The sequence below is a fragment of the Bacillus sp. 05T21 genome, from assembly GCF_056396785.1.
Map to the genome: position 1 here is coordinate 688,166 of NZ_JBFTMD010000001.1, position 26,508 is coordinate 714,673.

Below are 26,508 nucleotides of genomic sequence, written 5' to 3' on the forward strand. Positions count from 1 at the left end.
TCTTAAGAGCCTCTCTTTTTTTAGTTTAGAGTTTGAACGAGTACTGGTTTCCAGCCCTCATTGTCTACCCAATCAATATTTACATAATATTTTTTACCTGATTGTTTATCTTGTACGTTACCGTAAGCTTTATTCTTACCGTTATTTCCAATTCTATGGATAACTAATTGATTTACTGGAACGTCAATTGCAGCTGAAATCGCTTGATTCATCTCATTCCAATCTGCTGTACCTTTTTTAAACGTCATCGCAGGTGTTGCACCTTGCTCTGTACCTACTGGCTTCCAAGAAGATTTCGTATAAGCATCTGTTGCCTGTGACTGTGTTTTTTCAGCTGGTGCTTTCTCGTTAGCTCTCGCTTCTTCTTCAGCTTTTTTCTTTTCTTCCTCAGCCTTTTGCTTCTCTTCTTCTTCCTTCTTCTTAGCCTCTGTCTTATCTTGCTCATTCTTCTTCGGCTCTTCTTTACCTTTAGCTTTCTCAGCTTTATTCTCTTTTGTTGTTTGCTGAGCTACCTTTTTATCATTAGAAGACGCTTGCTCTTTTGTGTCAGGAACAAACAATTGATATGCTACAATAGCTACTGCTACTAATACAATAGCGATTGCAATATTTAAAACACCGTTTTGACGACGTTTTTGTTGTTTCTGTTGGAATCTAGATCCTCCTGCCATTCTTCAAACCTCCATGCAGTTTTTCATACTTGCTATTGTAACATTAAATCTAGAAAGGTTGAACATTTACAATAATATTTTCACGAAATGAAAACATTTCATAAATAATTGCAAGATTACTTTTCAATTTCTAATTGATGAATTGACTCTACCATTTCTGCAAAAACTGGTGTGACTACATTTTCATTACTATCTGTTTCTATATCAACTACAACTAAAGCATATCTTGGGTTTTCATATGGAAAATAACCTGCAAACCAGCGATTCACCCTCTCTCCTTTTCCTGTTTGTGCCGTCCCAGATTTTCCAGCGACAGTTAGTGGCAACGAACGGAATACGGTTCCCGTTCCTTTCTCCATCGTTACAACGGCTCTTAACAACTGTTGTAATTTTTTCATCGTTTCATAAGAAAGCTGTTTCCCATTTAATTTATGATTTTCAAATATAAAAAAGTCGGTTCCATTTTTATACACTATTTTTTTCACAGCTTTCACTTCCATCTTCTCTCCACCTCTAGCAATTGTCGCCATTATATTCGCTATAGCTAGAGGTGACACACGTACATCTTTTTGTCCGACCATCGTTTGAGCAATCGCTTTTCTACTATCTTTATTTTCTTCGCTTTCCCAAATAATAGCACTCTTTTCTTCTGGCAATTGCTCAAATTCTGGTGTATGAAATACTGAACCTTTCCAACCTACCTTCTCACTTGCTCCTAAGGCCTCTAAATACGTTTCTAATACTCCCCTATCCTTTTGCATTAGTTCATTACCTAATACGGCAAACGTTCGATTACAGCTTCTAGCAAAGCTTTCCTTAAAGTTTAATGACCCCATCATAACTTGTGGAAGATTTTCACCGTATAAATCCGTATTACAGTTAAATGTACGATTAAACCGCACCAAATTCTCATCAATTACTGCTGCTGCAACTACTGTTTTAAAAACAGACCCCGGAAAATGAGGAGTTAACATTTGATTTTCAAGTGTAGATTTATATATCCTCCTATCATTCATCTGTAAAGAAGGCCTACTTACCATTGCTACAACTTCACTATTCTTTATGTCTAGTAATACTAACCCACCTTTTTTTATTCCGTTTTCATCTATAATCTTCTCTGCTCGTCGTTGCAACGTTTTATGTATTGTTGTTTGAATAGTAACTGGATAAAATGGATTTCCTGGTGAAGTGTATTTCGCCTGCTTCCCAAAAATCGGTTCTCCTTGTCGATCCACTTGATATAGTATTTTCGCTTCTCCATCAGTCAGTAAAAATTCATCAAATGATTGTTGCAATCCAGAAATACCAATTGGCGTTTGTTTCGAAGTTTTTTTCATTTCTCCATAACGCTTTTGAAATTCCTGTTCATTCTCTCCCACATCACCAATTAAATGATTTGCCTCCCCCATTTGCTTCAGTCGAACTTCTGCTGCTACAATACCTAAAATAACTAATTGATTTACCTTCTTCATCTGCTCGAGCGTTAATTGAAATGGGGTATTCTCCTTTCGTAATATAAATGCTTGATTCTTATTTTTCATTTGCAGTCTTATCTCTTGTCTCGACACACCAATGATATGCGCAATTTTCTCTAACATGTCATTTTTTATTTGTAAAAACGGAAAAACAATTAAGACTGGATATTTCTCTTCACCAATTTCCTTACCATTTCGATCTGTAAAATGCCCTCTTCCATTATCTACTGTAAGTGATTGTGTTCGTTGCGTAACACTTTTTTCAATCAGATTGATATTTCGGTCAGTAAATGATTCCGTATCTATAATCTGTATTTGGATTAAACGACAAAGTAATAAAAAAATCACACCCATAAAACAAATTAAAACAATTATAATTCTCCGTTTCATTTTCATAAAAAACACCTCGTCTATTGTAGTTTAGACGAGGTGTTTCACCTTTTATACAAATAAAAAATCACTCGTTTTTACACGAGTGATTTTTTACGTTATTTTACAGAGATAATCTCTACTTGCATTTCTCCACCTGGTGTTTGGATTGCTACCTTCTCACCAATTTGCTTACCTAATAAGCTTTTTGCGATTGGAGAATCGTTAGAAATTCTTCCTTCAAATGGATCGGCTTCTGCGCTACCTACGATTATGTACGCTTCTTCGTCTCCACCTGGTAACTCTTTAAATATTACTGTTTTACCTAATGTTACAACTGTAGACTCTTCACCATTGTCTTCAATGATAACCGCATTACGAATCATGTTTTCAAGTTGTGTAATACGTCCTTCTACGAATGCTTGCTCATCTTTCGCTGCATCATACTCAGAGTTCTCTGAAAGATCTCCGAAGCTACGTGCGATCTTAATACGCTCTACAACTTCTTTACGTCTTACTGTTTTTAATTGTTCAACTTCGTTCTCTAGTTTTTGCTTACCCTCTTGCGTCATAGGGTATGTTTTTTCTGTTGCCATGTTTTCCACTCCTTTTATATACCAATCCCCCGAAAAAAAGAGGAGTTCCATATGAAAACTCCTCCGCTTATATAGCGGAGGTTTCTAGCACACGTAGCACTAGTGGAGTTGTCACATACAACCCCTTATTCTCCAATTCTTCCTTATATAAAGAAGGTATGTATGGAAAGTTGATATAAATATGCCCTCACCTATTGGTAGGTGAGGTTTCATGTTTCATTGTATTCGATAAGAAGGGAAAAAATCCCTTCCTATCGTATATCTTTTACTATGCTATTACAAATTTACTTTTTGTTCAAGAATTGTTGCAATTTTTGTAACCATAATATCAATTGCAACATGGTTTTGTCCACCTTCAGGGATAATAATATCCGCGAATTTCTTAGAAGGCTCAATAAATTGATTATGCATTGGACGTACAACGTTTACGTATTGGTCGATAACTGAATCCATTGTACGACCGCGCTCTTCAATATCGCGCTGCATGCGGCGTAAAATACGAAGGTCTGCATCTGTATCAACGAACACCTTAATATCCATTAACTCACAAAGACGTGGGTCTTCTAAAATAAGAATTCCTTCTAAAATGATTACATCTTTCGGCTCAACTGGAATAATTTTTTCTGAACGCGTATGCAATGTATAGTCATATATAGGCTTTTCCACTTGCTCATATGCAAGCAACTGCTGCAAATGGTCAATTAACAAATCATTATCAAACGCTAACGGATGATCGTAATTTGTTTTTAAACGTTCTTCCATTGGTAAATGGCTTTGATCTTTGTAATAATAATCTTGCTCCAAGATTAAAATGGAATGACCTTTAAAATGGTCAAAAATCGCTTTCGTTACACTTGTTTTTCCTGATCCTGAACCACCAGCGATTCCAATTACAACAGGCTTATTCGTCCCCATTCGACTACCACTCTTTCTTATTGAAGTATGTTTTTGCGCATCATATTATTCACATACACTGGTTGATCCACTTTGAATTTCACGATTTGCAACGGATGTCTCGCTGCATCTAATTCGTTTCCATCCTCATCCCAAATTTTCTCCACCGTCTGCGTAAAGTTTTCTATTTCTGGCCCAAAGAACTCCACTTCATGTCCTGGTTTGAAGTGATTACGTTGCTCAAGCGTTACGATGCCCGTTTCTTCATTATAATCTAACACTAAACCAGCAAAATCATACGTTGTTTTCTTACTATGATTTCCAAACATTTGCTCTTGATGTCCTGGAACCCCTTCAAAGAATGCAGGAGCTGTATCACGATTTGCACATTTATCAAGTTCATCTAACCATTCTTGTTTAAACTCAAAGTTATCCGGATCCGCACAATACGCATCAATTACTTTACGATATACAGTTGCTACAGTCGCTACGTAATGGATAGATTTCATACGTCCTTCAACTTTTAAGCTATCAATTCCAATTTCAATCATTTTCGGAATTGATAAGATTAAATTTAAATCTTTTGGGCTCATCGCAAAGTGAGCATCTTCTTCTTGGAATAGAGGAAGCTCTTTTGCATCTTTATGTTGTGATACCGTTTGAACTAAATCATAATCCCAGCGGCAAGATTGACAACAACCACCACGGTTAGAGTCACGCGCTGTCATATGGTTACTTAATGTACATCTCCCTGAATACGCGATACACATTGCACCATGGACGAATGCTTCAATTTCAACATCAACTTTTTCTTTAATTTCTTTCATTTCTTCATAGCTTGCTTCACGAGCTAATACAAGACGATGTAAACCTTCTTCTTTCCAATACTGTGCTGCTTTCCAGTTGGATAGTGATTGTTGTGTACTTAAATGCACCTCAACAGAAGGAGCTACACGTTTACATGTCTCAATAATAAGCGGATCGGCAACGATAATTCCCGTTACGCCAGCTTTTTCAATCCCTTTTAAATATTCCTCTAGCCCATCCATATTTTCATTATGTGCAAAAATATTTGTTGTCACGTATATTTTTGCTCCATATTTCTTTGCAAATTCAACGCCTTCTGCCATGTCTTCCAGCGTAAAGTTACCTGCATTAGAACGAAGACCAAATTCTTGTCCACCTAAATATACAGCATCTGCCCCATAATGGATAGCTACTTTTAATTTTTCTAAGTTACCCGCAGGGATTAACAGTTCAGGTTTTTTCACAATAACGCGTTTGCCATCGATCACTCGTGAAATTTCTTGTACAGTCATTTCCTACACCCTCCTCGTTTAGTAAACCGTTTCTTTAAAGAAGAATCCTGTATCTAACGGACGATTTACCGGTTGTATTTCTTCTATCTCTTTAAATAAATCATCTTTCACGTCATAATACGCATCACGATCTTCTACACATAAATCAATCGCCTTACGATATTTCTTCGTCACCTCAATAATGTACTCAGAACTTTTTAGGACACCATCAATTTTTAAGCTATCGACTTCAGCATCGATTAGTTCCTCTAACTCATCGATGAAACAAATATCATTCGGACTCATAATGTGAGTACCATTTTCATCTTCATAAATTGGATATTTGTTATTACGTTCTGGGTCGTATAAGAACATATTCTCTTCATACTTTTTCTTTTCGATGTCGAGATTACGCCCTTGATACTCAAAGTAGTTTCCTACTAGTGAACGCTTCGATTGGAACATACAAGTCATACCGTGAATTTGCACTTCAAGTTCCACTTCAGCATTTTCTTTTAATTCAGCAATTTCATCTAAGCTAAGCTCACGAGCTAATACAGCGCGTTTCGCTCCTCTTTGCCCCCAATAGTTACAAGTAAACCAGTTTGTTGCTGTCGTTTCTGTATTCCAGTGAAGTTGCATATTTGGTGCAACTTCACGAACAGCCATTAATACCGCTGGATCTCCGAAAACAATCGCATCTACATTTACCTCATTTAAAAAGGCAACATAGTCCGTTAATTCTTCTACTTTATCATTGTGGAACATCGCATTCATTGCAACGTATACTTTCACACCATTTTCATGTGCAATGTTTACAGCTTGTTTCACATCTTCACGTGAAAACTCTCCTGCCAAACGTAAACCAAACTTTTGTTCACCAACCATTACTGCATCTGCCCCTGCTTTCGCAAGAGGTTCAATATCCGCCACCGCTCTAGGCGTTACTAACAATTCAGGTTTCTTCATACTTTTGTCACCCTCTCTTTTTACTTACAGCCACTCCATCGCCAATTGGGAAAATCGTTGTATCATATCCTTCATGATTCATAAGCCATTCATTGTACGTCTTAATACGACGAATCAAACCACGGGTACGTCTATTTTCAATTTTCTCTTTTGTCGTCACAAGACCATGGTACATAACGTTATCTGAAATAATAACGCCACCAGGATTTAATAACGGTTCGTATAAGTCAAAAAAGCGACGATACTGCCCTTTCGCTGCATCAATAAAAATAACATCAAATGTTCCATGTTCTTTCACTTGTTCGCCCGTTTCTAAAGCATCACCGTAAATAACAGAAATACGGTCTGTTACCGAGGAACATTCTATATATTCAAGTGCCTTTTCATATCGTTCACGATTGCGCTCTACTGTCACAATGCGAGAGTTCGGAATAGCTTGCATCATACGAATACTAGAATAACCGATTGCTGTTCCAAGTTCTAAAATACTTTCCGGTCCAACTAAACGTAAAAATTGCAGCATAAATTCCATTCCAAGTCGATCCATAATCGGCACATGGTTTTCAGTTGCATACTCTTCCATTTCAAGAATTAATTTATCTTTTGGATCAATAAATGATAATAGGTACTCGTTAACTGCATCCTCCATAATTGGTCCTCCTTATTTACATGGAGAAGTGCCTCTATGACGCGTCAACCTTTGTCTTTTCACACATAGAATGCAATAAAAATACAAGCCAGTTTCACCCTTAGCTTGTACGTCCCGTTTTGATATTAAAAACGATTCTTCTGCCAGTTTTTAACCCGATATATTTTACCACAAAAAAGAGGGATATGCGACCCTTTTCGCTATCCCTCCCCATTTCACTGTTTTTTCGTAATGTATTTTTGCTTTAATGCATTATGTTCTTCTAATGTTTTCGCATAATACACTTCACCACTTGGTGCAGCTAAGAAATAATAATAATCTGTTTGCGCAGGATCTAACGCTGCTTCCACTGAATGTTTACCAGAGTTTGCAATCGGTCCAACTGGCAACCCTTTCACAACATACGTATTGTACGGTGAGTTTATTTTCAAGTCTTCGTATAATACACGTTGTTTATGCTTTCCAAGCGCGTATAATACCGTCGGATCCGTTTGAAGCGGCATGCCTTTCGCTAAACGATTATAGAAAACACTAGAGATTTTTTGGCGATCAGTAAAGCCAGTAGCCTCTTCTTCAATAAGTGAAGACAACGTGAGAAGTTGATGAACATCCCAGTTCTTCGCTTTCATTTTCGCCTCATTTTGAACAATAATTGCATTTGTTTTCTCAAGCATCGGGATTACAATTTCTTCTAATTTCGTATCCTTTTTATAGAAAGAATACGTTGCTGGATATAAGTATCCTTCTAGTGGATATTTAATGTTGCTATCAAAAATTTTATCCATTAATAGCTTCGGATACTTTTGCTGCATTTTTTGAATAAATGCTTTATCGTTTAATTGACGCACAACATCATCTTTATTCCACTTTAATTCTGCCGCAATCACTTCAGCAATTTCAGTTACTTGCGCCCCTTCTTTAATCGTCACTTTATAAAGAGCCGGACGATGTACGTTGCCAGATGACATTTGTTCAATGACATCGTTAGCACTCATCGAAGGATTTAATAAATATGTACCTGCTTGTAAGCTTTTCGACTTAAATTTCGTATAAAAACTAAAAACTGTACTGCTTTTCACAGCACCTTTTTCTTCTAAAATCTCACCGATTTTACTTGTAGATGACCCCTTTGGAATCTCTACCTCAATCTCTTTTTTATTTCCACTATCAACTGGCCCTAATGCAGATGAAATATACGCATAGACTGATCCACAAACTAAAAGCAGTGCGATAATCGAAATTAAAAAAATGCGTCTACGCTTCTTCTTCACTTGATTCTCTACCAAAATTCTTCCTCCTTATTTAATTGTAGACCGTATACACTTCCTCTATACAATGCCCTACAAACATAAAGCAAAACCAATCATTTCTAAATAATCGGTGACAGCTACTTATTTAAAGCCTTTTTTCATACAACCCGTCTTATTATACTATAAACAATTAAGTAGTTTCGACAAAAAATCTGTCATTTTGCATATGAATACAAAAAAGGCGAACTGTGTACACAGTTCGCCTTTTTATCCATTACTATTCTTCTTCTTGCTCATCAGCAAGAGTGTTAAACATTTCTTGTACCATTTCCCACTCTTCTTCAGATTCAATTGAAAGTAATGTTCCGCCCTCTTCTTCGCTTTGCTCGTATGCCATTGCATCGAAGATTTGGTCTCCATCTTCGTCTACTTCACCGATTGGAGAGAAGACTACGTAAGATTTTTTGCCGAATTTTTCAGCATCAAAAGTGAAAATAATTTCACATAAATGTTCGTTTCCTTTTTCGTCTACAATTGTAATTTGATTTTCTTCCATTTTGGTCACCTCTTATTTACTATCTAAAAATCCTTGTAAGATCACGACTGCAGCCATCTTATCGATTACCTGTTTTCGCTTCTTACGGCTCACATCAGCTGAAATGAGCAGACGTTCCGCTGCCATCGTCGACAAACGCTCGTCCCACATTACAACTTCTAATTGTAACAGATTTCGCAGGTTTTCTGCAAATTGCTGGCACGCTTCACCACGAGGGCCGATTGTACCATTCATATTTTTAGGTAAACCTACTACTATTTTGTCCACATTGTACTGTTTTACCAACTCAGAAATACGGTCAAAACCAAAGTGGCCTCGTTCTTCGTTAATCCTGATTGTTTCCAGCCCTTGTGCTGTCCAGCCCATCTCATCGCTCATTGCAACACCGACTGTTTTAGTACCAACATCTAAACCTAATATCCGCATAAACTACTCCTCACGATGATGTTTCAAGTAAGACTTCACAAGCTCTTCAATTATCTCATCACGTTCAAGCTTGCGAACGATGCTTCGTGCATCTTTATGGCGAGGTATGTATGCTGGATCTCCACTTAATAAATAACCGACGATTTGGTTAATCGGATTATAACCTTTTTCTTGAAGTGCATCATACACAGTTAAAAGTACATCATTTACATGGACACTCTGTTTTTCATCTTGAATGCTAAACTTCATTGTCTTATCAAAACCGTCCATTTCAAGCACCTCACTTGTAAGTAGTAAGTATAGGGAGAAGAAATTCTCCTCTCCCTACCATTGTACACTACTATCTCTTTATTTTGAAACAGATTTAACGTACTCTTGTACAAACGCTAAAGCTTTCTCTACTTGCGCTGGGTTTTTACCGCCTGCTTGTGCCATATCAGGACGGCCACCACCGCCGCCTCCACAACGAGAAGCTACTTCTTTCACAAGTTTACCCGCATGGTAACCTTGACTAATTAAATCTTTCGTTACGCCAGCTAAAATATTTACCTTATCGTCATTTACAGACGCTAATACAACAACTGCAGACTCTAATTTATTTTTAAGGTCATCCATCATTGTACGTAAGTTGTTCATATCTGCAACATTTACTTTTGCCGCTAATACGTTCACGCCATCAACTGTCATTACTGAATCAGTTAAGTTTCCAGCTTCGATATTGCTTAATTTCGCAGCAAGAGATTCGTTTTCTTTTTGAAGTTGTTTTACTTCAGCAAATAAACCATCAACTCTTGTTAAAATATCTTTCGGATTTGTTTTCATTTTTCCTGCTGCTTCTTTTAATAAACCTACTTGATCGTTCATTAATTCGTATGCAGACTTACCAGTTACCGCCTCAATACGACGAGTTCCTGCACCGATACCAGACTCAGCAACGATTTTGAAAATACCGATAGAAGCTGTGTTATCAACGTGACAACCACCGCAAAGCTCTAAGCTGTAATCGCCTACTTGTACAACGCGTACAACATCACCGTATTTTTCACCGAATAATGCCATTGCGCCCATTTCTTTCGCTTCTTCGATTGCTTTTTGAGAAATCGCAACATCAATACTTCCCCAAATTTTTTCGTTTACGATACGCTCAATTTTTTCTAATTCATCAGCTTGTACTTGACCGAAGTGAGAGAAGTCAAAACGTAAACGTTCAGATGTTACAAGAGAACCCGCTTGGTTAACATGCGTTCCAAGTATATCTTTTAATGCTTGGTGCAGTAAGTGAGTTGCTGTATGGTTTTTCACAACGCTACTACGGTTTTTCGTATCGATAAGAGCTTTTACAGCCGCTTCTTTCGTTAATGTACCCTCTTCAACAACAACTTTGTGTAAATTTTGACCATTTGGTGCTTTTTGTACGTCTTTTACAACAACTTTCACGCCGTCAGCAAGAAGATAACCACGGTCTGCAATTTGCCCACCGCTCTCAGCGTAGAATGGCGTTACATCAAGCATTAATTGTCCTTCTTCACCTGCTTGTAAGCTATCTGTATACTCACCATTTTTCACAAGTGCAACAACGTTACTTTCTGTTGCAACTGTACCGTAACCAACGAATTCGCTCGCTACTTTAACTTCACCAAGTACACCGCCTTGAACTTGCATAGAATCAATGTCTTGACGAGCAGCACGTGCACGCTCACGTTGTTTCTCCATTTCATTTTCAAAGCCCGCTTGATCAACTGTCATACCAGCTTCTTCTGCATATTCTTCTGTTAATTCAATTGGGAAACCGTACGTGTCGTATAGGCGGAACGCATCTACGCCAGAAATAACAGTTGTTTTTTCTTCTTTCGCTTTTGCAATTACTTCAGCTAAAATTGATTCACCATCATGAAGTGTTTCATGGAAACGCTCTTCTTCATTCTTCACAACTTTTGCGATGAAATCTTTCTTTTCAAGTACTTCTGGATAGAAGTCTTTCATTACTTCTCCAACAACCGGTACTAATTCAAACATGAACGGACGGTTGATGTTTAATTTCTTAGAATAACGAACAGCACGGCGTAATAAACGACGTAACACATAACCACGGCCTTCGTTAGATGGAAGAGCACCGTCACCAACAGCGAATGTTACTGTACGGATATGGTCAGCAATTACTTTAAACGCCATATCTTTTTCTAAATCGCCATTACGATATTTCTCACCAGAAATTGATTCTGTTGCACCAATCATCGGCATGAATAGGTCTGTATCAAAGTTCGTAGGTACATCTTGAACGATAGATGTCATACGCTCTAGACCCATTCCTGTATCGATGTTTTTCTTAGGAAGTGGCGTATATGAACCGTCTGGATTATGGTTAAATTGAGAGAATACAAGGTTCCATACTTCTAAGTAACGCTCGTTTTCTCCGCCCGGATATAATTCTGGGTCACTAAAGTCATTACCGTAAGATTCACCGCGGTCATAGAAAATTTCTGTATTCGGTCCACTTGGTCCTTCACCGATATCCCAGAAGTTTTCTTCTAAACGGATGATGCGTTCTTTTGGAACACCCATTTTCTCATTCCAAATTGTGAATGCTTCTTCATCTTCCGGATGAATTGTAACAGATAGTAATTCTTTATCGAATCCGATCCATTTGTCGCTCGTTAGAAATTCCCAAGCCCAAGTAATTGCTTCTTCTTTGAAGTAATCACCGATTGAGAAGTTCCCTAACATTTCAAAGAATGTATGGTGACGAGCCGTTTTCCCAACGTTTTCAATATCGTTTGTACGAATTGATTTTTGTGCATTTGTAATACGTGGATTTTGTGGGATTACACGACCATCAAAATATTTCTTTAATGTCGCTACACCACTATTAATCCATAGAAGAGATGGATCCTCATGAGGAACTAGTGATGCACTTGGTTCTACTGCATGTCCTTTTTCTTGGAAAAAGTCTAAAAACATTTGACGAATTTGTGCGCCTGTTAGTTGTTTCATTGTATTTTCCTCCTTAAATATAAAAAACTCCCGCCCCTAATAAAAGGGACGAGAGTTAACTCGCGATACCACCCTAATTATGAATTGATTATTATAACAATCAATTCATCACCTCATGGTGCCGTAACGTGGCAAGACGGCAGTGATTAGCTGCTCTCAGGATTAGCTTTCTGTTACCCTTCATTTAAAGCTCCTTTCAGCCAGTGGAAGCTTCTCTCTACAAATGGACTGTAACGTACTTGTTCCGTCATTGATTTAATGTATTATATGACTAAATATAATAGAATTCTCTTAAGTTTGTCAATGTAGATAATCATTTATATTGTATCAATTGCTTATTAATCATAGCTATTCTACTATTCATTCTTAACAGCCTTTAAATATATTATGCATTTATTACCAAATAGGAATCTCCTCATAAAAAAACACTTTATAAAAATTTCTAAATATTACATTTTTTGTTATAATTAAATTATTATTAATGAAGGAGCGATCACAATGACAACCTTATTGAACAAAGCTAAAAACATGTTAACTACGGACGAAACTATATTGTTTTACGCAGCATGCTCATTAGATATATTTATATATCGTTCCGTCGCAAGGCCAGGACTGTTAATCTTAACGAACAAAAGGCTCTTCTTTTACGGACCAGATTTAAGCAAAAACCCAATATTTGAAGAGTACTCTTTCGCAAAAATTTCTAATCTAAAAGAACAGAAACGACTTTTCAGCAATCAAATTGTATTTATGTATGATGATGAATGGAAAAGAATAAAACACCTTCAAACAAATGACCTGAGCGGGATTGTTCAGCAAATAAAAGAACAACTCTCTAAATAACCATATTATTAGCCCTCTATCTCTATAGATAGAGGGCTTTCACATTAAATATCTTCTCTTTTCCAAAGAGGCCTCACATGAACGATCACTGTACGAATAACAGCTAAAATTGGAACCGATATTAGCAATCCTACAATCCCGGCTATCTCTCCTCCAACTAGTAATGCGAGCATAATAATAACGGGATGCATACGAAGCGACTTACCAACGATGTAAGGCGATAAAATGTTACTTTCCAAAAATTGCAAAATAGCAATTGTAATCCCCGCCTTAATGAGTAAACTCGTTGATACCGTTGCCGCAATCATCAACGTGGGAATCGCCCCTAAAATAGGACCAAAGTACGGGATTATATCCGTTACCCCAATAATAATGCCGAGCAGCAATGGATATTTCATACCGATAAACCAAAAAGAAAGAACAGATACTCCCCCTAATACTAAGCAAACAAATAACTGTCCTCGAATATAACTTCCGAGTGACTTATCAATTTCTTTCGCAAGCATTTGACCCGTACTACGCCACTTACTCGGGACTAATTTCCAAAATATATGATAAAACTCACCGTAATCTTTTAATATGTAAAATACAATGAATGGAATTAAGAAAATAATGAGTAACGAATCCAGTACACCACGAGCTGTGCTCATGACTTTATTTAAAAGCGCTTGAATCTTCGTTTCTACACCACCAAAAATTTGTTTCACCTTTTCATGAATAAATGATGGGAAATTCGCTGTTTGTTCTGTAACTCCATCCATCCAAGAATCGTACATTTTTGTAAACTGTGGAAATTGTTCATTAATTTCTTGTAACTGTTTAATAACAACTGGCGTTCCTTTATAAATTCCATAGCCAATTCCGCCAAAGAAAAGAATATAAATGAGCAAAATAGCAAGTGTGCGTGGCATTCCTTCCTTATGGATTTTTTCAATTAAAGGGTGTAATAAATAAGCAATAAAACAAGCAATAAAGAACGGTGTGATCGCCACTTTAAATACAAAAATAATCGGTGCCCATAGTGGCTTAATTTTTAAAAAGACGAGCAAACAAAGAAAAACGAGTAACAATAATCCTAAACGATATATCCAAATGATTTTAAGATTCTTCACACGAAAAACCTCCTCCATCTTTATTTTGAAAATAAATAGGTTAGGTTATGTGCAAAAGTTTTAAAATCTTTTTATACAGACCATACTGTTTTTTAAAGACGTACATATATTTAACATAATAAGGACAACCACCCCTGAAAATACAGAATGTCAAAATATAATCAGGAGGGTTCATAATGATCTTATTTATGCTTGCATTATCCGCACTTTTTATGCTTCTTGAATGGATTTGTATCGGGTTTGGTATTTGGAAAGGCTTCTTTATTCGTTCCTCACGAAAGGAAAGAGCTAAGCACTTATGGCATTATGGAATGCTTGGCGTTGGATGCTACGGTTTATCTTATCTCTTCTCTGAAATCGGACTTTTATATTTGCATACAAGCGCATAAAAAAACTCCCTTATCATAAAGGGAGTTTTTTACGCCTTATAAATAAGACTTAATCATCTTACGTGCTTTTTTCACATTGCGTTTTGAGAATACATCTTGTTTGCGAGCATATTGATATGCTGCAGCTCCAACACCTAATGCGATTAATGAATTGCGTAGATTCAAAGTAAATCCCCCTTTTCGTTATCCGATCGTTCTTTCATTATCATCAAATAAATCATCAAGAGAGCTTAATGAACCATCTTCCTCTACTTGATGTGTATGGATTTCCCCCTTTGAAACCGATAATTCGATATAACAATTCCAGCAATAAAATTGGTTGACACCTATTTTTCCGATGTCTTTCCCTTTGCAATTTGGACAACTGAACATATGGCTTTCATCTCCTTACAGTCTCCCAGATTCTATTCGCCATTATGTCCAAACTGCATTCATTTATACATTGCTAGAACCTTTCAACGTTATACGTTTGAAAGGTTCACTATATAATTTCACCTTGTTACATGAAATCATACGGTGAAATGTTTTCCACGTCCATTTCTTCACCATTAACCGTCACCATCTGCACTTCTCCTTGTGATTCTTGCAATCGGCCAGCTAAAGTCGTTTGACGCATTGCATCATCAAGGCGATTTACACCGGATTGAAACGCTGCTTCCTCCCCGCAAATAATAAGGAATTTCTTACTCCTTGTAATACCCGTGTAAATTAAATTACGACGTAACATACGGTTATAGCTTTTTACAATCGGCATAATAACAATCGGAAATTCACTACCTTGTGATTTATGAATCGAGCAGCAATATGCATGTGTAATTTGATTTAAATCTGGCTTTGTATACGTTACTTCAATCCCATCAAATGAAACGATAATCATATCTTGTTGCTCAACGTTTTCTTTCGCATAAAACACCGAAACGATTTCTCCGATATCACCATTAAATACTTGGCTTTCCGGCTGATTGACTAATTGAAGTACTTTATCACCTCTGCGGTATACAACGTCACCGTAGGCAATTTCTTTACTTTTTTCTTTTTTCGGATTGAACACTTCTTGGAGAGCTTCATTTAACACATTAATACCTGCCGGTCCGCGGTACATAGGTGCCAACACTTGTACATCTCTTGCGCTAAACCCTTTCGTCTTCGCGTTTTCACATACTTTTTTTACAACTTCAACAATTTGAGCACCTGCACAGCTGATAAATGAACGATCTTTTTTATTTTGCGCTAAATCTGGTGGAAGTGTTCCGTCTTTTATCGCATGGGCAAGTTGAATAACAGATGACCCTTCCGCTTGACGATAAATTTCTGTAAGCTTGACCGTTGGAACCGCACCTGCATTCAATAAATCTTTTAACACTTGTCCAGGTCCTACAGATGGCAACTGATCTTCATCACCTACAACGATAACTTGAATATTTGTCGGAAGTGACTTGAATAGCTGATTTGCAAGCCAAATATCTACCATCGAAAACTCATCAATAATAAGGAGCTTCCCTTGTACAGGGTCTGTTTCATTGCGCTGAAAAGATCCTTCTGGCGTCCATCCAAGCAGACGATGAATTGTGCAAGCTGGAAGTCCTGTCGATTCACTCATGCGCTTCGCCGCTCTTCCAGTTGGGGCCGTTAATAATATTGGAAATGGATTATCATCACTATATTCATTCGGATTTAATGATACTCCGTGAAGTGACGCATACATTTCAACAATTCCTTTAATAACTGTTGTTTTCCCCGTCCCTGGTCCACCTGTTAATAACATCATCGGCTTATGAAGTGCAGTTTGAACTGCTTCTTGCTGAAGCGGCGCATACTGTACCTTTAGCTGTTCTTCAATTTCTCCTAATGTTTTTAACACTTCTGCTTCAGGGAATGCAGGGGTTTCTTCTTGATTCATAAGACGACGAATTGACTTTACAACGCCTTTCTCAGAATAGAATAAAGAAGCTAAATACACTCGCTCTTCTTCTATAATGACTTTCCCTTCGCTTTGCATCATTTCAACGCAGCCTACAATATCTTCCTCAGTCACTCTGCCTTCTTGATTATTTAAAAGTGACATCGTTTCTCTTACAAGCTGACCTTTTTCCATATACACGTGACCGAGTTGTAATGAAATATTCTCTAACGTATAAAAACACCCTGCACGTACACGGTCGTCGTGATTGCCCGTTATTCCGATTGCACGCCCTATATCATCTGCTCTTCCAAATCCAATTCCGTCCACTTCTTCAATAAGTTTATACGGATTATTACGAATCACTTCTAATGTCATCTCTTTATATTGCTGATAAATTTTAATAGAAAGTTTTGTTCCAAAACCGTAACCATTTAAAAAACTCATCACTTTCTCGAGCCCTTGATGCTCAATAATCGTCTCATATATTTCCTGCGCTTTTTGCTTGTTTACAACACCACTTAACGCATCCGGATCATCCATAATTTTAGAAATCGCATGCTCACCAAGATGGTCCACGATTTTTTCGGCTGTACGCTTTCCAATCCCTTTAAATAAATCGCTCGCTAAATATTGCACCATACCTGCTTTTGTTTGTGGCAGTTCTTTTTTAAACGTTTCAACTAAATATTGTTTTCCATACTTTGGGTGGTCTTTAAAATGACCTGTTAATGTAAACACTTCATCTTCATGCATACGGGGAAAATGACCGTTTATCATTACTTTTTTTTCGTCGTATGTTTCATTCGTTTCAATGACTTTCATACTGACAACGGAATAGAGGTTTTCTTCGTTGTGGAAAATGGTATGAAGAACTTGCGCTTTTATAAATTTTTTTTCTTCCTCAAACAAATCCATTGCATGTTGATTTCCCATATTTCCTCTCCTTTCCGAGTTCTTTTCACTTTAATGAGCAGTACATCCCCCACCTCTTTCACAGTCTTTAGATGAGGGGTAACTGCGCATTAAACTATAATTTCACTTTATTCAGCTTCTTGCTCTAATAAACGAATACCATTACCAGCTAAAAAGTGGTCTGCTTGAATTTCAGTCGCTTTCTTAAATAAAGTAAGAGCTTTCTCGTTATTTTCTTCGAATACGTACGCAACACCTAAATTATAATACGCATCTGCATGCTCTTCATCCATTTCTAATACCTTTTCAAAATAAGGTTTCGCCTCTTGAATATGTTCTAGTCGCGCGAAGCAAAGTCCGCATTGGAAAACAGCTTCTACATCATTTTCATCTAATTCAGTTGCTCTTTGTAAAAATGGCAGCGCAAGACGGTCATTGCCAAGTTGCACATGCGTGATACCTAACATAAATGTTACATCAGCTGATTGTAATCCCGCTTGCATCGCTTGTTCAAATACAGCCTTTGCCTCTGCAAATTGCTCTTGACCGTAATATACATTTCCTAAGCCATAATAAGCAGCCGCAGATTTACCATCTAATTCTAATGCACGTTTATAAAATACAATTGCTCGCTCACTATCACCTAATGCATCTAATAAATTCGCAAAGTTAATGTATCCAAGCGCATCTTTCGGATTTTCTTCGATTGCTTCTGTGAAATTTTTAGCTGCTTCTTCCCAGTTTCCTTCTTGCATATATTTAATACCTGTTTCAAGTTTGTTTGACATATCCTTCACCTCTACAACAAATTATAACAAAGAATGTATTTTCCAAGCGAACGAAAATTCGCTTTATGTAAAAGAAACCTCTAACCGCTAATCGGCAGAGGCTTCTCGTGTTATCCTAAATAATCTAATTTCTTACCACTATGATATACTTCATCAATTGTAGCGCCGCCTAAGCACTCATCTCCATCATAGAAAACAACTGCTTGGCCTGGCGTAATCGCACGAATTGGCTCATCACAAAGAATACGAACTGTATTTTCATCAACGATTTGAACCGTTACTTTATTGTCTGCTTGACGATAACGGAATTTCGCTGTACACGTAAATTCTTTTTCCTTCGCTTTATTACTTACCCAGCCTACATTCGTAGCAATAACTTCATCACCATATAGAAGTTCGTTATGGAATCCTTGGTCAACATATAAAATGTTTTCTTTCAAGTTTTTCCCAACAGCAAACCACGGATCACCATTACCACCAATACCAAGGCCATGACGTTGTCCAATTGTATAATACATTAAACCATCATGTTTCCCTTTCACTTCACCAGATAATGTTTGCATCATACCTGGTTGCGCCGGTAAATAGTTACTTAAGAAATCTTTAAAGTTACGCTCACCGATGAAGCAAATACCAGTACTATCTTTCTTCGCCGCTGTCGCTAAACCAGCTTCTGTCGCCATTTCGCGAATTTGTGGTTTCTTTAATTCACCTAATGGGAACATTGTTTTTGATAGTTGCTCTTGGCTTAATTGATTTAAGAAATATGTTTGATCTTTATTGTCATCAACGCCGCGAAGCATTTTATATTCGCCGTCCATATAAGCAACGCGTGCATAATGACCTGTTGCTACATAATCAGCACCAAGTGCAATTGCATGCTCTAAAAATGCTTTAAATTTAATTTCTTTGTTACACATTACATCTGGGTTTGGTGTACGACCAGCTCGGTACTCATCTAAAAAGTACGTAAATACTTTATCCCAGTATTGTTTTTCAAAGTTTACTGCATAATACGGAATGCCGATTTGGTTACACACTTCAATTACATCATTGTAATCTTCTGTTGCTGTGCAGACACCATTTGCATCTGTATCATCCCAGTTTTTCATAAAAATTCCGATTACATCATAACCCTGCTCTTTTAATAAAAGAGCTGCTACAGATGAATCGACGCCACCGGACATCCCGATGACAACGCGTGTTTCTTGAGGTAGTTTGTTCATCATGTCACCTCCCATGCTAATTTTGTGTTAATCGCTTCACGATTTTCACTGTTTCGTACGCCGCTTTTTCAATTTGCTCTTTCGTATTTCCAAATCCGAAACTAAAGCGTACGGATGAACGTATTTGATCGGAGTCTTTTCCGAACATCGCCACTAATACATGTGATGGATCAATCGAACCAGCTGTACAAGCAGAACCACTTGATACTGCAATACCAGCTAAGTCTAGGTTTACAAGAAACGGTTCAATATTCATTCCTGTAAAACTTATATTAAACACATGTGGTAAGCGATATTCCAAGTCTCCGTTTACCTCGAAATGAATGTCCTCATTTTTGAAGACAGATACCATTATATCTTTAAACTCTTCATATTGGGCATTTTTTTGCTCACGAGTTTTTTCAGCTAGCGAAACTGCATGTTGAAGTCCAACAATACTAGGTACATTTTCAGTACCAGCACGACGTTTTCTTTCTTGCTCTCCGCCTATTAATAACGGTTCAAATTTCACATTTGCACCAGCATATAGGAACCCTACACCTTTTGGGCCGTTAATTTTGTGAGCGGAAATCGATAATAAATCAATACCAAACTCTTTCACATCTATTTCTATTAAACCGTAAGCTTGTACAGCATCTGTGTGGAAATAAGCTTGATGCTCTTTTAACAACTTTCCTATTTCCACAATTGGTTGTATTGTCCCTACTTCATTATTCCCGAACATAATAGATACAAGAATCGTCTCTTCCGTTAGTGCCTTTTGTATGTCAGAAACTTGAACACGCCCTGTTTCATCAACAGGTAAATACGTCACTTCAAATCCTTCACGCTCTAACAATTCACACGTATGCAAAATCGCATGATGTTCAATTTGCGTTGTAATAATGTGGTTACCTTTATGACGATTCGCACGCGCTACACCTATAAGCGCTAAATTATCAGCTTCTGTACCACCGCTCGTGAATATAATTTCATTTGGACTCGCGTGAATGCTACGTGCACACACACGTCTCGCCTCATCTACCGCATGGCGCGTTTGACGCCCATAAAAGTGAATACTAGACGGGTTTCCAAATGTTTCTGTCATATATGGAATCATCTTTTCGACCACTTCTGGGTGAGTCGGAGATGTCGCAGCATGATCTAAGTAAATGCGTTCCATTAAATCTCCTTCTTTCCAAATCGTTTCACAAGGAATTAAATGTAAAACATATAGCCCCCGTGATTTTCTTCCTCATAACGTACTAAATCTTCTAAAGTTGTACTATCTAATACTTCTTGCACCGCATCACGAACACGCATCCATAATTGGCGTTGTGCTGGTTCTTCTTCTTCTATCATTTCTACAACACTAATTGGACCCTCTAGTACACGGATTACATCTCCAGCTGTAATGTTGACTGGCTGATCAGATAATACATATCCGCCATATGCCCCGCGCGTACTTTTTACAAGGCGAGCGTTACGAAGTGGTGAAATTAATTGCTCTAAGTAATGCTCAGATAGGTCATGTGCCTGTGCAATTGATTTTAATGAAATTGGGCCTTCACCAAACTTTTTTGCAAGGTCGATCATAATTGTTAAGCCGTAGCGGCCTTTTGTTGAAATCTTCATCTATTTTGCACCTCTTTTCAAATTTTCACTTCTATTGGTTATATCTTATTTATCCCGCCATTTGCGGGCAGTAAAACTCCCACCTCACAATTCGGCTGGAGCAAAGAAGTTAGGTGGGGGATGAACAAAACCCCCACTAATTAAAGTTTCACTTTATAAAAGAACACAATTTAAAATCCTATGAAATTATAGCATAATATAGTATTATAAGAAATTTCAACTTGTGTATCAAAATGATAACATAAAATCACATTGAAAAACTCGGAAATTATTACAATTGAAAGAAAAATAGGAATATTCGTATTCATTTTCCCCACAAAACAGCATCATATTTCAAATTTCATCAAAAAAAATGATACGATAGAATGAGATTATACATTAAGGGAGAGGGTCAAATGAAACAACCACTCGCACATCGAATGCGCCCTACAAATATTCAAGAAATTATCGGACAACAGCATTTAGTTGGTGAAGGCAAGATTTTATGGCGAATGGTCCAAGCAAATCATTTTCAATCAATGATTTTATACGGTCCTCCAGGCACAGGAAAAACATCAATCGCTAGCGCAATTGCAGGAAGTACTGGAACCCTGTTTCGCCTCTTAAACGCTGTTACTCATAATAAAAAAGATATGGAAGTTGTCGTACAAGAAGCGAAGATGCATCGGCACCTCGTTTTAATTTTGGATGAAGTTCATAGGCTAGATAAAGCGAAGCAAGACTTTCTATTACCCCATTTAGAAAGCGGACTTCTTACTTTAATTGGTGCAACGACAAGCAATCCGTTCCATGCTATTAATTCTGCTATTCGAAGTCGTTGTCAAATCTTTGAATTACACGCATTAACAGAAGATGATATTTTAATTGGCTTAAAACGAGCGCTTGAAGATAAAGAAAAAGGGCTTGGGGAATATGATGTAACTGTTACGGATGAAGCATTACATCACTTTGCAAATGCGTCAGGCGGAGATATGCGTTCAGCTTATAATGCACTTGAATTAGCTGTTTTATCTAGCTTTACAACTGACGACAAAGCTGCGGAAATTACACTTGAAATCGCAGAAGAATGCTTACAGAAAAAGAGTTTCGTTCACGACAAAGGTGGCGATGCTCACTATGACGTTTTATCTGCTTTTCAAAAATCAGTACGCGGAAGTGATGTGAACGCCGCACTTCATTATTTAGCACGTCTTATTGAAGCTGGTGACTTACAAAGCATCGGTAGACGTCTGCTTATTATGGCATATGAAGATATCGGACTTGCTAGCCCACAAGCTGGACAACGTACACTTGCTGCGATTGAATCAGCTGAACGGGTCGGCTTCCCAGAGGCACGCATACCACTTGCAAATGCTGTTATTGAACTTTGTCTATCACCGAAATCAAATTCGGCCTATAAAGCACTCGATGCCGCACTACACGATTTACGTAATGGCCAAACAGGCGATATTCCAAGTCATTTAAAAGATAGTCATTATAAAGGAGCCGAATCGTTAGGAAGAGGCATCGGATACTTATATCCACACGATCACCCAAACGGTTGGGTACAACAACAATACTTACCTGATAAAATTAAAAACAAGCAATATTATAAACCGAAAACGACAGGAAAATTTGAACAAGCACTTTCTACTGTTTATGAAAGATTACAAAGTTCGCATAAAACGAAGAATAAAGGGTAATATAAGCGAAAACGTCACCATTACGGAGGGTTCGCTTATGAAAACACGTCAAGATGCATGGACAAAAGAAGACGATCTCCTTTTAGCAGAAACTGTTTTACGACATATTCGCAGCGGAAGTACACAAATAAAAGCATTCGATGAAGTTGGTGATACATTAAACCGAACTTCAGCAGCTTGTGGATTTAGATGGAATGCTGAAGTAAGACCATATTATGAAGATGCGGTGCAAATTGCAAAAAAACAACGTAAAGAATTAAAGCGTTCGGAAGCTAAAATAGAAAAAGAGCAGTTCACACAAACTCGGCAACTCGTAATCGATGCCGAGTTTTCAGAAGATATCGCCCCAAATAAACAAGATCTTACAATGCAAAATGTCATCTCATTTTTGCAAAACTTGGAGCACAATAACCCTTCACTCGCAAAGTTACAAACTGAAAATGACGTATTACAAGATCAGCTCACTTCCCTGAAAAAAACGAATAATGAACTCGAAGCAAAATTAGCTGTTCTCACAAAAAAACAACAAGCAATCGAAGAAGATTATGCAATGCTTGTTAGAATTATGGATCGTGCTCGAAAACTTGTTTCGGTCGAAGAACAAGAAGAGCAAATTGCTCCGATTTTCAAAACCGATCAAAATGGAAATTTAGATATTATATATTCTGCAGAAAACTAAAAACAGGGATGCCACTTTTTCAACTAAGTGACATCCCTGTTTATTTTCCCTTAGTGAAAAAGCACCACAGTAAATGTAATTATATTAACGATTCGACATCGATATTTCTTTAAAACATACAAAAAGCATATATCCTAAACGATATATGCTTCCTTTTTATTCTTGCCCTACACGCTTCACTTCTACGTTTTTAATACGCTCACGTACAACGTGACTTGCCATAATTAAACCAGCCACAGATGGTACGAACGCATTTGAAGAAGGTGGTAATTTTGCTTTACGAATTTTTGCATTTTCGTCTGGTACGATTTCTTTACGTACTTCTTCACGAATTACGATTGGGTTTTCGTCAGAGAAGACAACTTTTACACCTTTTTTAATACCATCTTTACGAAGCTTCGTACGAATTACTTTCGCAATTGGATCTGTATGTGTTTTAGAAATGTCCGCAATACGGAAACGAGTTGGGTCCATTTTATTTGCCGCACCCATACATGAGATAATTTTGATTTTACGACGTAAACATTGTTTAATTAAATGAATTTTGAACGTAATCGTATCAGATGCATCTACTACGAAATCTAAACCGTGTTTAAAGAACTCTTCATATGTTTCATCTGTATAAAACATCTCTAGTCCAATTACTTCACACTCTGGATTAATATCTGCAATACGCTCTTTCATTAATTCTACTTTTGAACGTCCTACAGTAGATACTAACGCGTGAATTTGACGGTTTACGTTTGTAATATCTACAACATCTTTGTCAACTAATACAAGACGTCCTACGCCAGAACGTGCTAACGCTTCTGCCGAAAATGATCCTACGCCGCCAATACCTAAAATACCGACTGTACTATTTTTTAATATTTCAAGGCCTTCTTTTCCAAAGGCTAATTCATTACGTGAAAATTGATGTAACATTCAGCTCTACACTCCTATTACAAAAATGGTCTACCATGTATTCTAGCGTTTTTCCGACTATTTGTATAGAAAAAGTTATAGAATCCTTAAAAATACATATTTTAAAAATGAAAACATAGTGTAAACCGGGCTTTTACTTCTTCCTAAATGCAAGTTTACAAAGGAGGATTCAGATGGCCGAGCAGATCGAGGCACTTATGCTAGGAGGAGCACAGTGTAGCTTTACTACTCGAGCACCGGACTAGCATAAGYAACGATGAGATGCGACGGTTATCTGAACCGGACTTTTTAAACAACCTCTTCAATATACGTTTAAAAAGGTGGATTTAGAGAACCGAGCAGATCGAGGCACTTATGCTAGGAGGAGCACAGTGTAGCTTTACTACTCGAGCACCGGACTAGCATAAGCAACGATGAGATGCGACGGTTATCTGAACCGGACTTTTTAAACAACCTCTATAAAAAAAGCCTAGATGGGGTTAGTATAACCATCTAGACTCTATTCTTACTTCTCTTCTTTCAAGCTCAATTTTAAGCTTAGCTCTTCAAGCTGAGCTTCTGCAACTGGGCTTGGCGCTTCTGTTAATAAGCAGCTTGCGCTTGCTGTTTTCGGGAATGCAATTGTATCACGAAGGTTCGTACGACCTGCAAGTAACATAACAAGACGGTCTAAACCTAATGCGATTCCGCCGTGTGGTGGTGTACCGTATTCGAATGCTTCTAATAAGAATCCGAATTGTTCTTGTGCTTCTTCTTGTGAGAATCCAAGTGCCTTGAACATTTTTTCTTGTACGTCACGCTCGTAAATACGAAGTGATCCACCACCAAGCTCATAACCGTTTAATACAAGGTCATATGCTTGTGCACGTGCTTTTTCTGGTGCTGTTTCTAATAACTCAACGTCTTCACGGAATGGCATTGTGAATGGGTGGTGAGCTGCGAAGTAACGATCTGCATCTTCATCGTACTCAAGAAGTGGCCAATCAGTTACCCATAGGAAGTTAAATTTACTTTCGTCAATTAACTCAAGCTCTTTACCTAAACGTAAACGAAGTGCACCTAAGCTATCTGCAACAACGCTTTTCTTATCTGCTACGAATAGTAATAAGTCACCAGCATCCGCTTCTAATGTACTCATTAACACGTTTGCATCTTCTTCACCGAAGAATTTCGCAATCGGTCCTTTTAAGCCGTCTTCTTCAACTTTAAGCCAAGCTAGACCTTTTGCACCGTATACTTTGGCGAATTCAGTTAATGCATCGATGTCTTTACGAGAGTATTTGCTCGCTGCACCTTTTGCGTTAATCGCTTTTACTTGTCCGCCGTTTTCTACAGCACTTGTAAATACTTTAAATCCACAACCTACTGCAAATTCAGATAGGTCTTTTAGTTCCATTTCAAAGCGTGTATCCGGCTTATCAGAACCAAAGCGAGCCATTGCATCAGCATATTTCATACGAGGGAATGGTGCACTAACTTCTACACCTTTTGCATCCTTCATGACTTTCGTCATCATACGCTCCATCATTTCTAAAATTTCATCTTGTGTTAAGAATGATGCCTCGATATCAATTTGCGTGAATTCCGGTTGACGGTCCGCACGTAAATCTTCGTCACGGAAACAACGTGCTACTTGATAGTAACGTTCAAATCCACCGACCATAAGAAGCTGTTTAAATAGCTGCGGAGATTGAGGTAATGCATAAAATTCACCATCATGCACACGGCTTGGTACTAAATAGTCGCGAGCTCCTTCTGGCGTGCTCTTCGTTAAAATTGGTGTTTCAACTTCTAAGAACTCTTCTGTATCTAAGAAGTTACGAATTGTTTTCGTTACGTCATGACGCATTTTGAATGTGTTGAACATTGCAGGACGACGTAAGTCTAAGTAACGATATTTTAAACGCACATCTTCTGATGCATCTGTATCATCAGCAATAATGATTGGCGTTGTTTTCGCTGCGTTTAATACATTTACTTTCGATGCTTGTACTTCAATACGACCAGTTGCCATATTATCATTAATTGCGCCTTCACCACGTTCAACAACTGTACCTTCTACGTGTAATACGTATTCGCTACGAATCGTTTCTGCTACTTCTAACGCTTCTTTTGATGTTTCTGGATTAAATACAACTTGTACGATACCTGTACGGTCACGTAAGTCGATAAAGATTAATCCACCTAAATCACGGCGTTTTTGTACCCAACCTTTTAATTGAACTGTTTGTCCAACCGCTTCTACTGTTACTTTCCCGCATGCATGTGTTCTTTCAGCCACTTTAAGTTCCC

The 26,508-nt window shown here is 37.7% G+C and carries 26 protein-coding genes and 1 other annotated feature; of the genes, 4 read left to right on the forward strand and 22 right to left on the reverse strand.

All coding sequences use genetic code 11. The features are described from left to right. Positions 1-20 precede the first annotated feature (20 nt). The 12 genes from AC1DKZ_RS03690 to alaS all read right to left on the reverse strand — a co-directional run bounded on the left by AC1DKZ_RS03690 (position 21) and on the right by alaS (position 12,144). Positions 21-671, reverse strand: a complete 651-nt coding sequence (locus AC1DKZ_RS03690; RefSeq protein WP_476995654.1) for a YrrS family protein — start codon at positions 669-671, stop codon at positions 21-23. A gap of 116 nt (positions 672-787) precedes the next feature. Beyond that, positions 788-2,542, reverse strand: a complete 1,755-nt coding sequence (locus tag AC1DKZ_RS03695) for a peptidoglycan D,D-transpeptidase FtsI family protein (RefSeq protein ID WP_476995655.1) — start codon at positions 2,540-2,542, stop codon at positions 788-790. 92 nt (positions 2,543-2,634) lie between these two features. Further along, the gene (gene greA / locus AC1DKZ_RS03700; RefSeq protein ID WP_078213491.1) at positions 2,635-3,111 is read right to left on the reverse strand and encodes a transcription elongation factor GreA; all 477 of its coding nucleotides are present in this window, start codon (positions 3,109-3,111) and stop codon (positions 2,635-2,637) included. Between the two features lie 276 nt (positions 3,112-3,387). Further along, positions 3,388-4,026 (reverse strand): uridine kinase, encoded by a 639-nt coding sequence (udk, locus tag AC1DKZ_RS03705; protein ID WP_002015274.1) that lies wholly within the window; start codon positions 4,024-4,026, stop codon positions 3,388-3,390. A gap of 17 nt (positions 4,027-4,043) precedes the next feature. After that, positions 4,044-5,324 carry a peptidase U32 family protein gene (locus AC1DKZ_RS03710; RefSeq protein WP_002015275.1) on the reverse strand — a complete coding sequence of 427 codons (1,281 nt, stop codon included), beginning with the start codon at positions 5,322-5,324 and terminating at the stop codon, positions 4,044-4,046. 18 nt (positions 5,325-5,342) lie between these two features. Next, positions 5,343-6,272, reverse strand: a complete 930-nt coding sequence (locus tag AC1DKZ_RS03715; RefSeq protein WP_002015276.1) for a peptidase U32 family protein — start codon at positions 6,270-6,272, stop codon at positions 5,343-5,345. A 7-nt stretch (positions 6,273-6,279) separates the two neighbouring features. Then, positions 6,280-6,921: an O-methyltransferase gene (locus tag AC1DKZ_RS03720; RefSeq protein ID WP_012261742.1), complete on the reverse strand. Its 642-nt coding sequence runs from the start codon at positions 6,919-6,921 to the stop codon at positions 6,280-6,282. A 215-nt stretch (positions 6,922-7,136) separates the two neighbouring features. Further along, complete coding sequence (gene mltG, locus AC1DKZ_RS03725; RefSeq protein ID WP_476995656.1) at positions 7,137-8,207, reverse strand: endolytic transglycosylase MltG; 1,071 nt, start codon at positions 8,205-8,207, stop codon at positions 7,137-7,139. 241 nt (positions 8,208-8,448) lie between these two features. Further along, positions 8,449-8,727 carry a DUF1292 domain-containing protein gene (locus tag AC1DKZ_RS03730; protein ID WP_002034112.1) on the reverse strand — a complete coding sequence of 93 codons (279 nt, stop codon included), beginning with the start codon at positions 8,725-8,727 and terminating at the stop codon, positions 8,449-8,451. A 12-nt stretch (positions 8,728-8,739) separates the two neighbouring features. Next, complete coding sequence (gene ruvX / locus AC1DKZ_RS03735; protein ID WP_001221204.1) at positions 8,740-9,153, reverse strand: Holliday junction resolvase RuvX; 414 nt, start codon at positions 9,151-9,153, stop codon at positions 8,740-8,742. 3 nt (positions 9,154-9,156) lie between these two features. Further along, entirely contained in the window at positions 9,157-9,423 is a 267-nt protein-coding gene (locus AC1DKZ_RS03740) for an IreB family regulatory phosphoprotein (RefSeq protein WP_000348591.1), read from the reverse strand. A 78-nt stretch (positions 9,424-9,501) separates the two neighbouring features. Further along, on the reverse strand, positions 9,502-12,144 hold the full coding sequence (gene alaS, locus AC1DKZ_RS03745; RefSeq protein ID WP_476995657.1) for an alanine--tRNA ligase: 2,643 nt from the start codon (positions 12,142-12,144) through the stop codon (positions 9,502-9,504). 41 nt (positions 12,145-12,185) lie between these two features. Beyond that, positions 12,186-12,404, reverse strand: a binding site (T-box leader). A gap of 238 nt (positions 12,405-12,642) precedes the next feature. Here alaS and AC1DKZ_RS03750 point away from each other — a divergent pair. After that, positions 12,643-12,987, forward strand: coding sequence for a PH domain-containing protein (locus tag AC1DKZ_RS03750; protein WP_476995658.1), 345 nt, complete (start codon positions 12,643-12,645; stop codon positions 12,985-12,987). A gap of 44 nt (positions 12,988-13,031) precedes the next feature. On the opposite strand, the gene AC1DKZ_RS03755 is transcribed toward AC1DKZ_RS03750, so the two are convergent. Further along, complete coding sequence (locus AC1DKZ_RS03755; protein ID WP_219303574.1) at positions 13,032-14,117, reverse strand: AI-2E family transporter; 1,086 nt, start codon at positions 14,115-14,117, stop codon at positions 13,032-13,034. A 158-nt stretch (positions 14,118-14,275) separates the two neighbouring features. Here AC1DKZ_RS03755 and AC1DKZ_RS03760 point away from each other — a divergent pair, with 158 nt between their 5' ends. Further along, positions 14,276-14,488, forward strand: a complete 213-nt coding sequence (locus AC1DKZ_RS03760) for a hypothetical protein (protein ID WP_002015285.1) — start codon at positions 14,276-14,278, stop codon at positions 14,486-14,488. Positions 14,489-14,524: 36 nt separating this feature from the next. Here the strand turns inward: AC1DKZ_RS03760 and AC1DKZ_RS03765 are convergent, their stop codons facing one another. From AC1DKZ_RS03765 to cymR, 7 genes are all read right to left on the reverse strand, one after another. Continuing rightward, a complete protein-coding gene (locus AC1DKZ_RS03765; RefSeq protein WP_002015286.1) occupies positions 14,525-14,653 on the reverse strand; it encodes a YrzQ family protein in 129 nt (42 codons plus the stop codon). A gap of 18 nt (positions 14,654-14,671) precedes the next feature. Then, positions 14,672-14,860 (reverse strand): hypothetical protein, encoded by a 189-nt coding sequence (locus AC1DKZ_RS03770; RefSeq protein ID WP_429683394.1) that lies wholly within the window; start codon positions 14,858-14,860, stop codon positions 14,672-14,674. Positions 14,861-14,987: 127 nt separating this feature from the next. Next, positions 14,988-17,324, reverse strand: a complete 2,337-nt coding sequence (gene recD2, locus AC1DKZ_RS03775; RefSeq protein WP_002015289.1) for an SF1B family DNA helicase RecD2 — start codon at positions 17,322-17,324, stop codon at positions 14,988-14,990. 107 nt (positions 17,325-17,431) lie between these two features. Next, positions 17,432-18,091: a tetratricopeptide repeat protein gene (locus AC1DKZ_RS03780; RefSeq protein WP_476995659.1), complete on the reverse strand. Its 660-nt coding sequence runs from the start codon at positions 18,089-18,091 to the stop codon at positions 17,432-17,434. A 110-nt stretch (positions 18,092-18,201) separates the two neighbouring features. Then, on the reverse strand, positions 18,202-19,317 hold the full coding sequence (mnmA, locus tag AC1DKZ_RS03785; RefSeq protein ID WP_431181722.1) for a tRNA 2-thiouridine(34) synthase MnmA: 1,116 nt from the start codon (positions 19,315-19,317) through the stop codon (positions 18,202-18,204). A 16-nt stretch (positions 19,318-19,333) separates the two neighbouring features. Then, positions 19,334-20,479 (reverse strand): cysteine desulfurase family protein, encoded by a 1,146-nt coding sequence (locus AC1DKZ_RS03790; RefSeq protein WP_431181723.1) that lies wholly within the window; start codon positions 20,477-20,479, stop codon positions 19,334-19,336. 35 nt (positions 20,480-20,514) lie between these two features. Next, positions 20,515-20,931 carry a cysteine metabolism transcriptional regulator CymR gene (gene cymR / locus AC1DKZ_RS03795; protein WP_000704117.1) on the reverse strand — a complete coding sequence of 139 codons (417 nt, stop codon included), beginning with the start codon at positions 20,929-20,931 and terminating at the stop codon, positions 20,515-20,517. A 395-nt stretch (positions 20,932-21,326) separates the two neighbouring features. Here cymR and AC1DKZ_RS03800 point away from each other — a divergent pair, with 395 nt between their 5' ends. After that, positions 21,327-22,613, forward strand: a complete 1,287-nt coding sequence (locus AC1DKZ_RS03800) for a replication-associated recombination protein A (protein WP_002067244.1) — start codon at positions 21,327-21,329, stop codon at positions 22,611-22,613. A 37-nt stretch (positions 22,614-22,650) separates the two neighbouring features. After that, a complete protein-coding gene (locus AC1DKZ_RS03805) occupies positions 22,651-23,292 on the forward strand; it encodes an RsfA family transcriptional regulator (protein WP_002145629.1) in 642 nt (213 codons plus the stop codon). Between the two features lie 156 nt (positions 23,293-23,448). On the opposite strand, the gene AC1DKZ_RS03810 is transcribed toward AC1DKZ_RS03805, so the two are convergent. Both AC1DKZ_RS03810 and aspS read right to left on the reverse strand, forming a co-directional pair. Further along, entirely contained in the window at positions 23,449-24,216 is a 768-nt protein-coding gene (locus AC1DKZ_RS03810) for a tRNA threonylcarbamoyladenosine dehydratase (protein WP_000903181.1), read from the reverse strand. A 505-nt stretch (positions 24,217-24,721) separates the two neighbouring features. Continuing rightward, a complete protein-coding gene (gene aspS / locus AC1DKZ_RS03815) occupies positions 24,722-26,497 on the reverse strand; it encodes an aspartate--tRNA ligase (RefSeq protein WP_002067242.1) in 1,776 nt (591 codons plus the stop codon). Positions 26,498-26,508: the final 11 nt, after the last annotated feature.

Coding starts and splice junctions, on each gene's coding strand:
- AC1DKZ_RS03710 (WP_002015275.1), bottom strand. CDS start 5,324: ATGACTGTACAAGAAATTTCACGAGTGATCGATGGCAAACGCGTTATT.
- AC1DKZ_RS03805 (WP_002145629.1), top strand. CDS start 22,651: ATGAAAACACGTCAAGATGCATGGACAAAAGAAGACGATCTCCTTTTA.
- greA (WP_078213491.1), bottom strand. CDS start 3,111: ATGGCAACAGAAAAAACATACCCTATGACGCAAGAGGGTAAGCAAAAA.
- AC1DKZ_RS03800 (WP_002067244.1), top strand. CDS start 21,327: ATGAAACAACCACTCGCACATCGAATGCGCCCTACAAATATTCAAGAA.
- udk (WP_002015274.1), bottom strand. CDS start 4,026: ATGGGGACGAATAAGCCTGTTGTAATTGGAATCGCTGGTGGTTCAGGA.
- AC1DKZ_RS03690 (WP_476995654.1), bottom strand. CDS start 671: ATGGCAGGAGGATCTAGATTCCAACAGAAACAACAAAAACGTCGTCAA.
- AC1DKZ_RS03790 (WP_431181723.1), bottom strand. CDS start 20,479: ATGGAACGCATTTACTTAGATCATGCTGCGACATCTCCGACTCACCCA.
- AC1DKZ_RS03780 (WP_476995659.1), bottom strand. CDS start 18,091: ATGTCAAACAAACTTGAAACAGGTATTAAATATATGCAAGAAGGAAAC.
- AC1DKZ_RS03750 (WP_476995658.1), top strand. CDS start 12,643: ATGACAACCTTATTGAACAAAGCTAAAAACATGTTAACTACGGACGAA.
- cymR (WP_000704117.1), bottom strand. CDS start 20,931: ATGAAGATTTCAACAAAAGGCCGCTACGGCTTAACAATTATGATCGAC.
- AC1DKZ_RS03770 (WP_429683394.1), bottom strand. CDS start 14,860: ATGTTCAGTTGTCCAAATTGCAAAGGGAAAGACATCGGAAAAATAGGT.
- recD2 (WP_002015289.1), bottom strand. CDS start 17,324: ATGGGAAATCAACATGCAATGGATTTGTTTGAGGAAGAAAAAAAATTT.
- AC1DKZ_RS03755 (WP_219303574.1), bottom strand. CDS start 14,117: ATGGAGGAGGTTTTTCGTGTGAAGAATCTTAAAATCATTTGGATATAT.
- AC1DKZ_RS03695 (WP_476995655.1), bottom strand. CDS start 2,542: ATGAAAATGAAACGGAGAATTATAATTGTTTTAATTTGTTTTATGGGT.
- AC1DKZ_RS03720 (WP_012261742.1), bottom strand. CDS start 6,921: ATGGAGGATGCAGTTAACGAGTACCTATTATCATTTATTGATCCAAAA.
- AC1DKZ_RS03760 (WP_002015285.1), top strand. CDS start 14,276: ATGATCTTATTTATGCTTGCATTATCCGCACTTTTTATGCTTCTTGAA.
- AC1DKZ_RS03740 (WP_000348591.1), bottom strand. CDS start 9,423: ATGGACGGTTTTGATAAGACAATGAAGTTTAGCATTCAAGATGAAAAA.
- mnmA (WP_431181722.1), bottom strand. CDS start 19,317: ATGAACAAACTACCTCAAGAAACACGCGTTGTCATCGGGATGTCCGGT.
- ruvX (WP_001221204.1), bottom strand. CDS start 9,153: ATGCGGATATTAGGTTTAGATGTTGGTACTAAAACAGTCGGTGTTGCA.
- AC1DKZ_RS03715 (WP_002015276.1), bottom strand. CDS start 6,272: ATGAAGAAACCTGAATTGTTAGTAACGCCTAGAGCGGTGGCGGATATT.
- alaS (WP_476995657.1), bottom strand. CDS start 12,144: ATGAAACAACTAACAGGCGCACAAATTCGTCAAATGTTTTTAGACTTT.
- AC1DKZ_RS03810 (WP_000903181.1), bottom strand. CDS start 24,216: ATGTTACATCAATTTTCACGTAATGAATTAGCCTTTGGAAAAGAAGGC.
- AC1DKZ_RS03730 (WP_002034112.1), bottom strand. CDS start 8,727: ATGGAAGAAAATCAAATTACAATTGTAGACGAAAAAGGAAACGAACAT.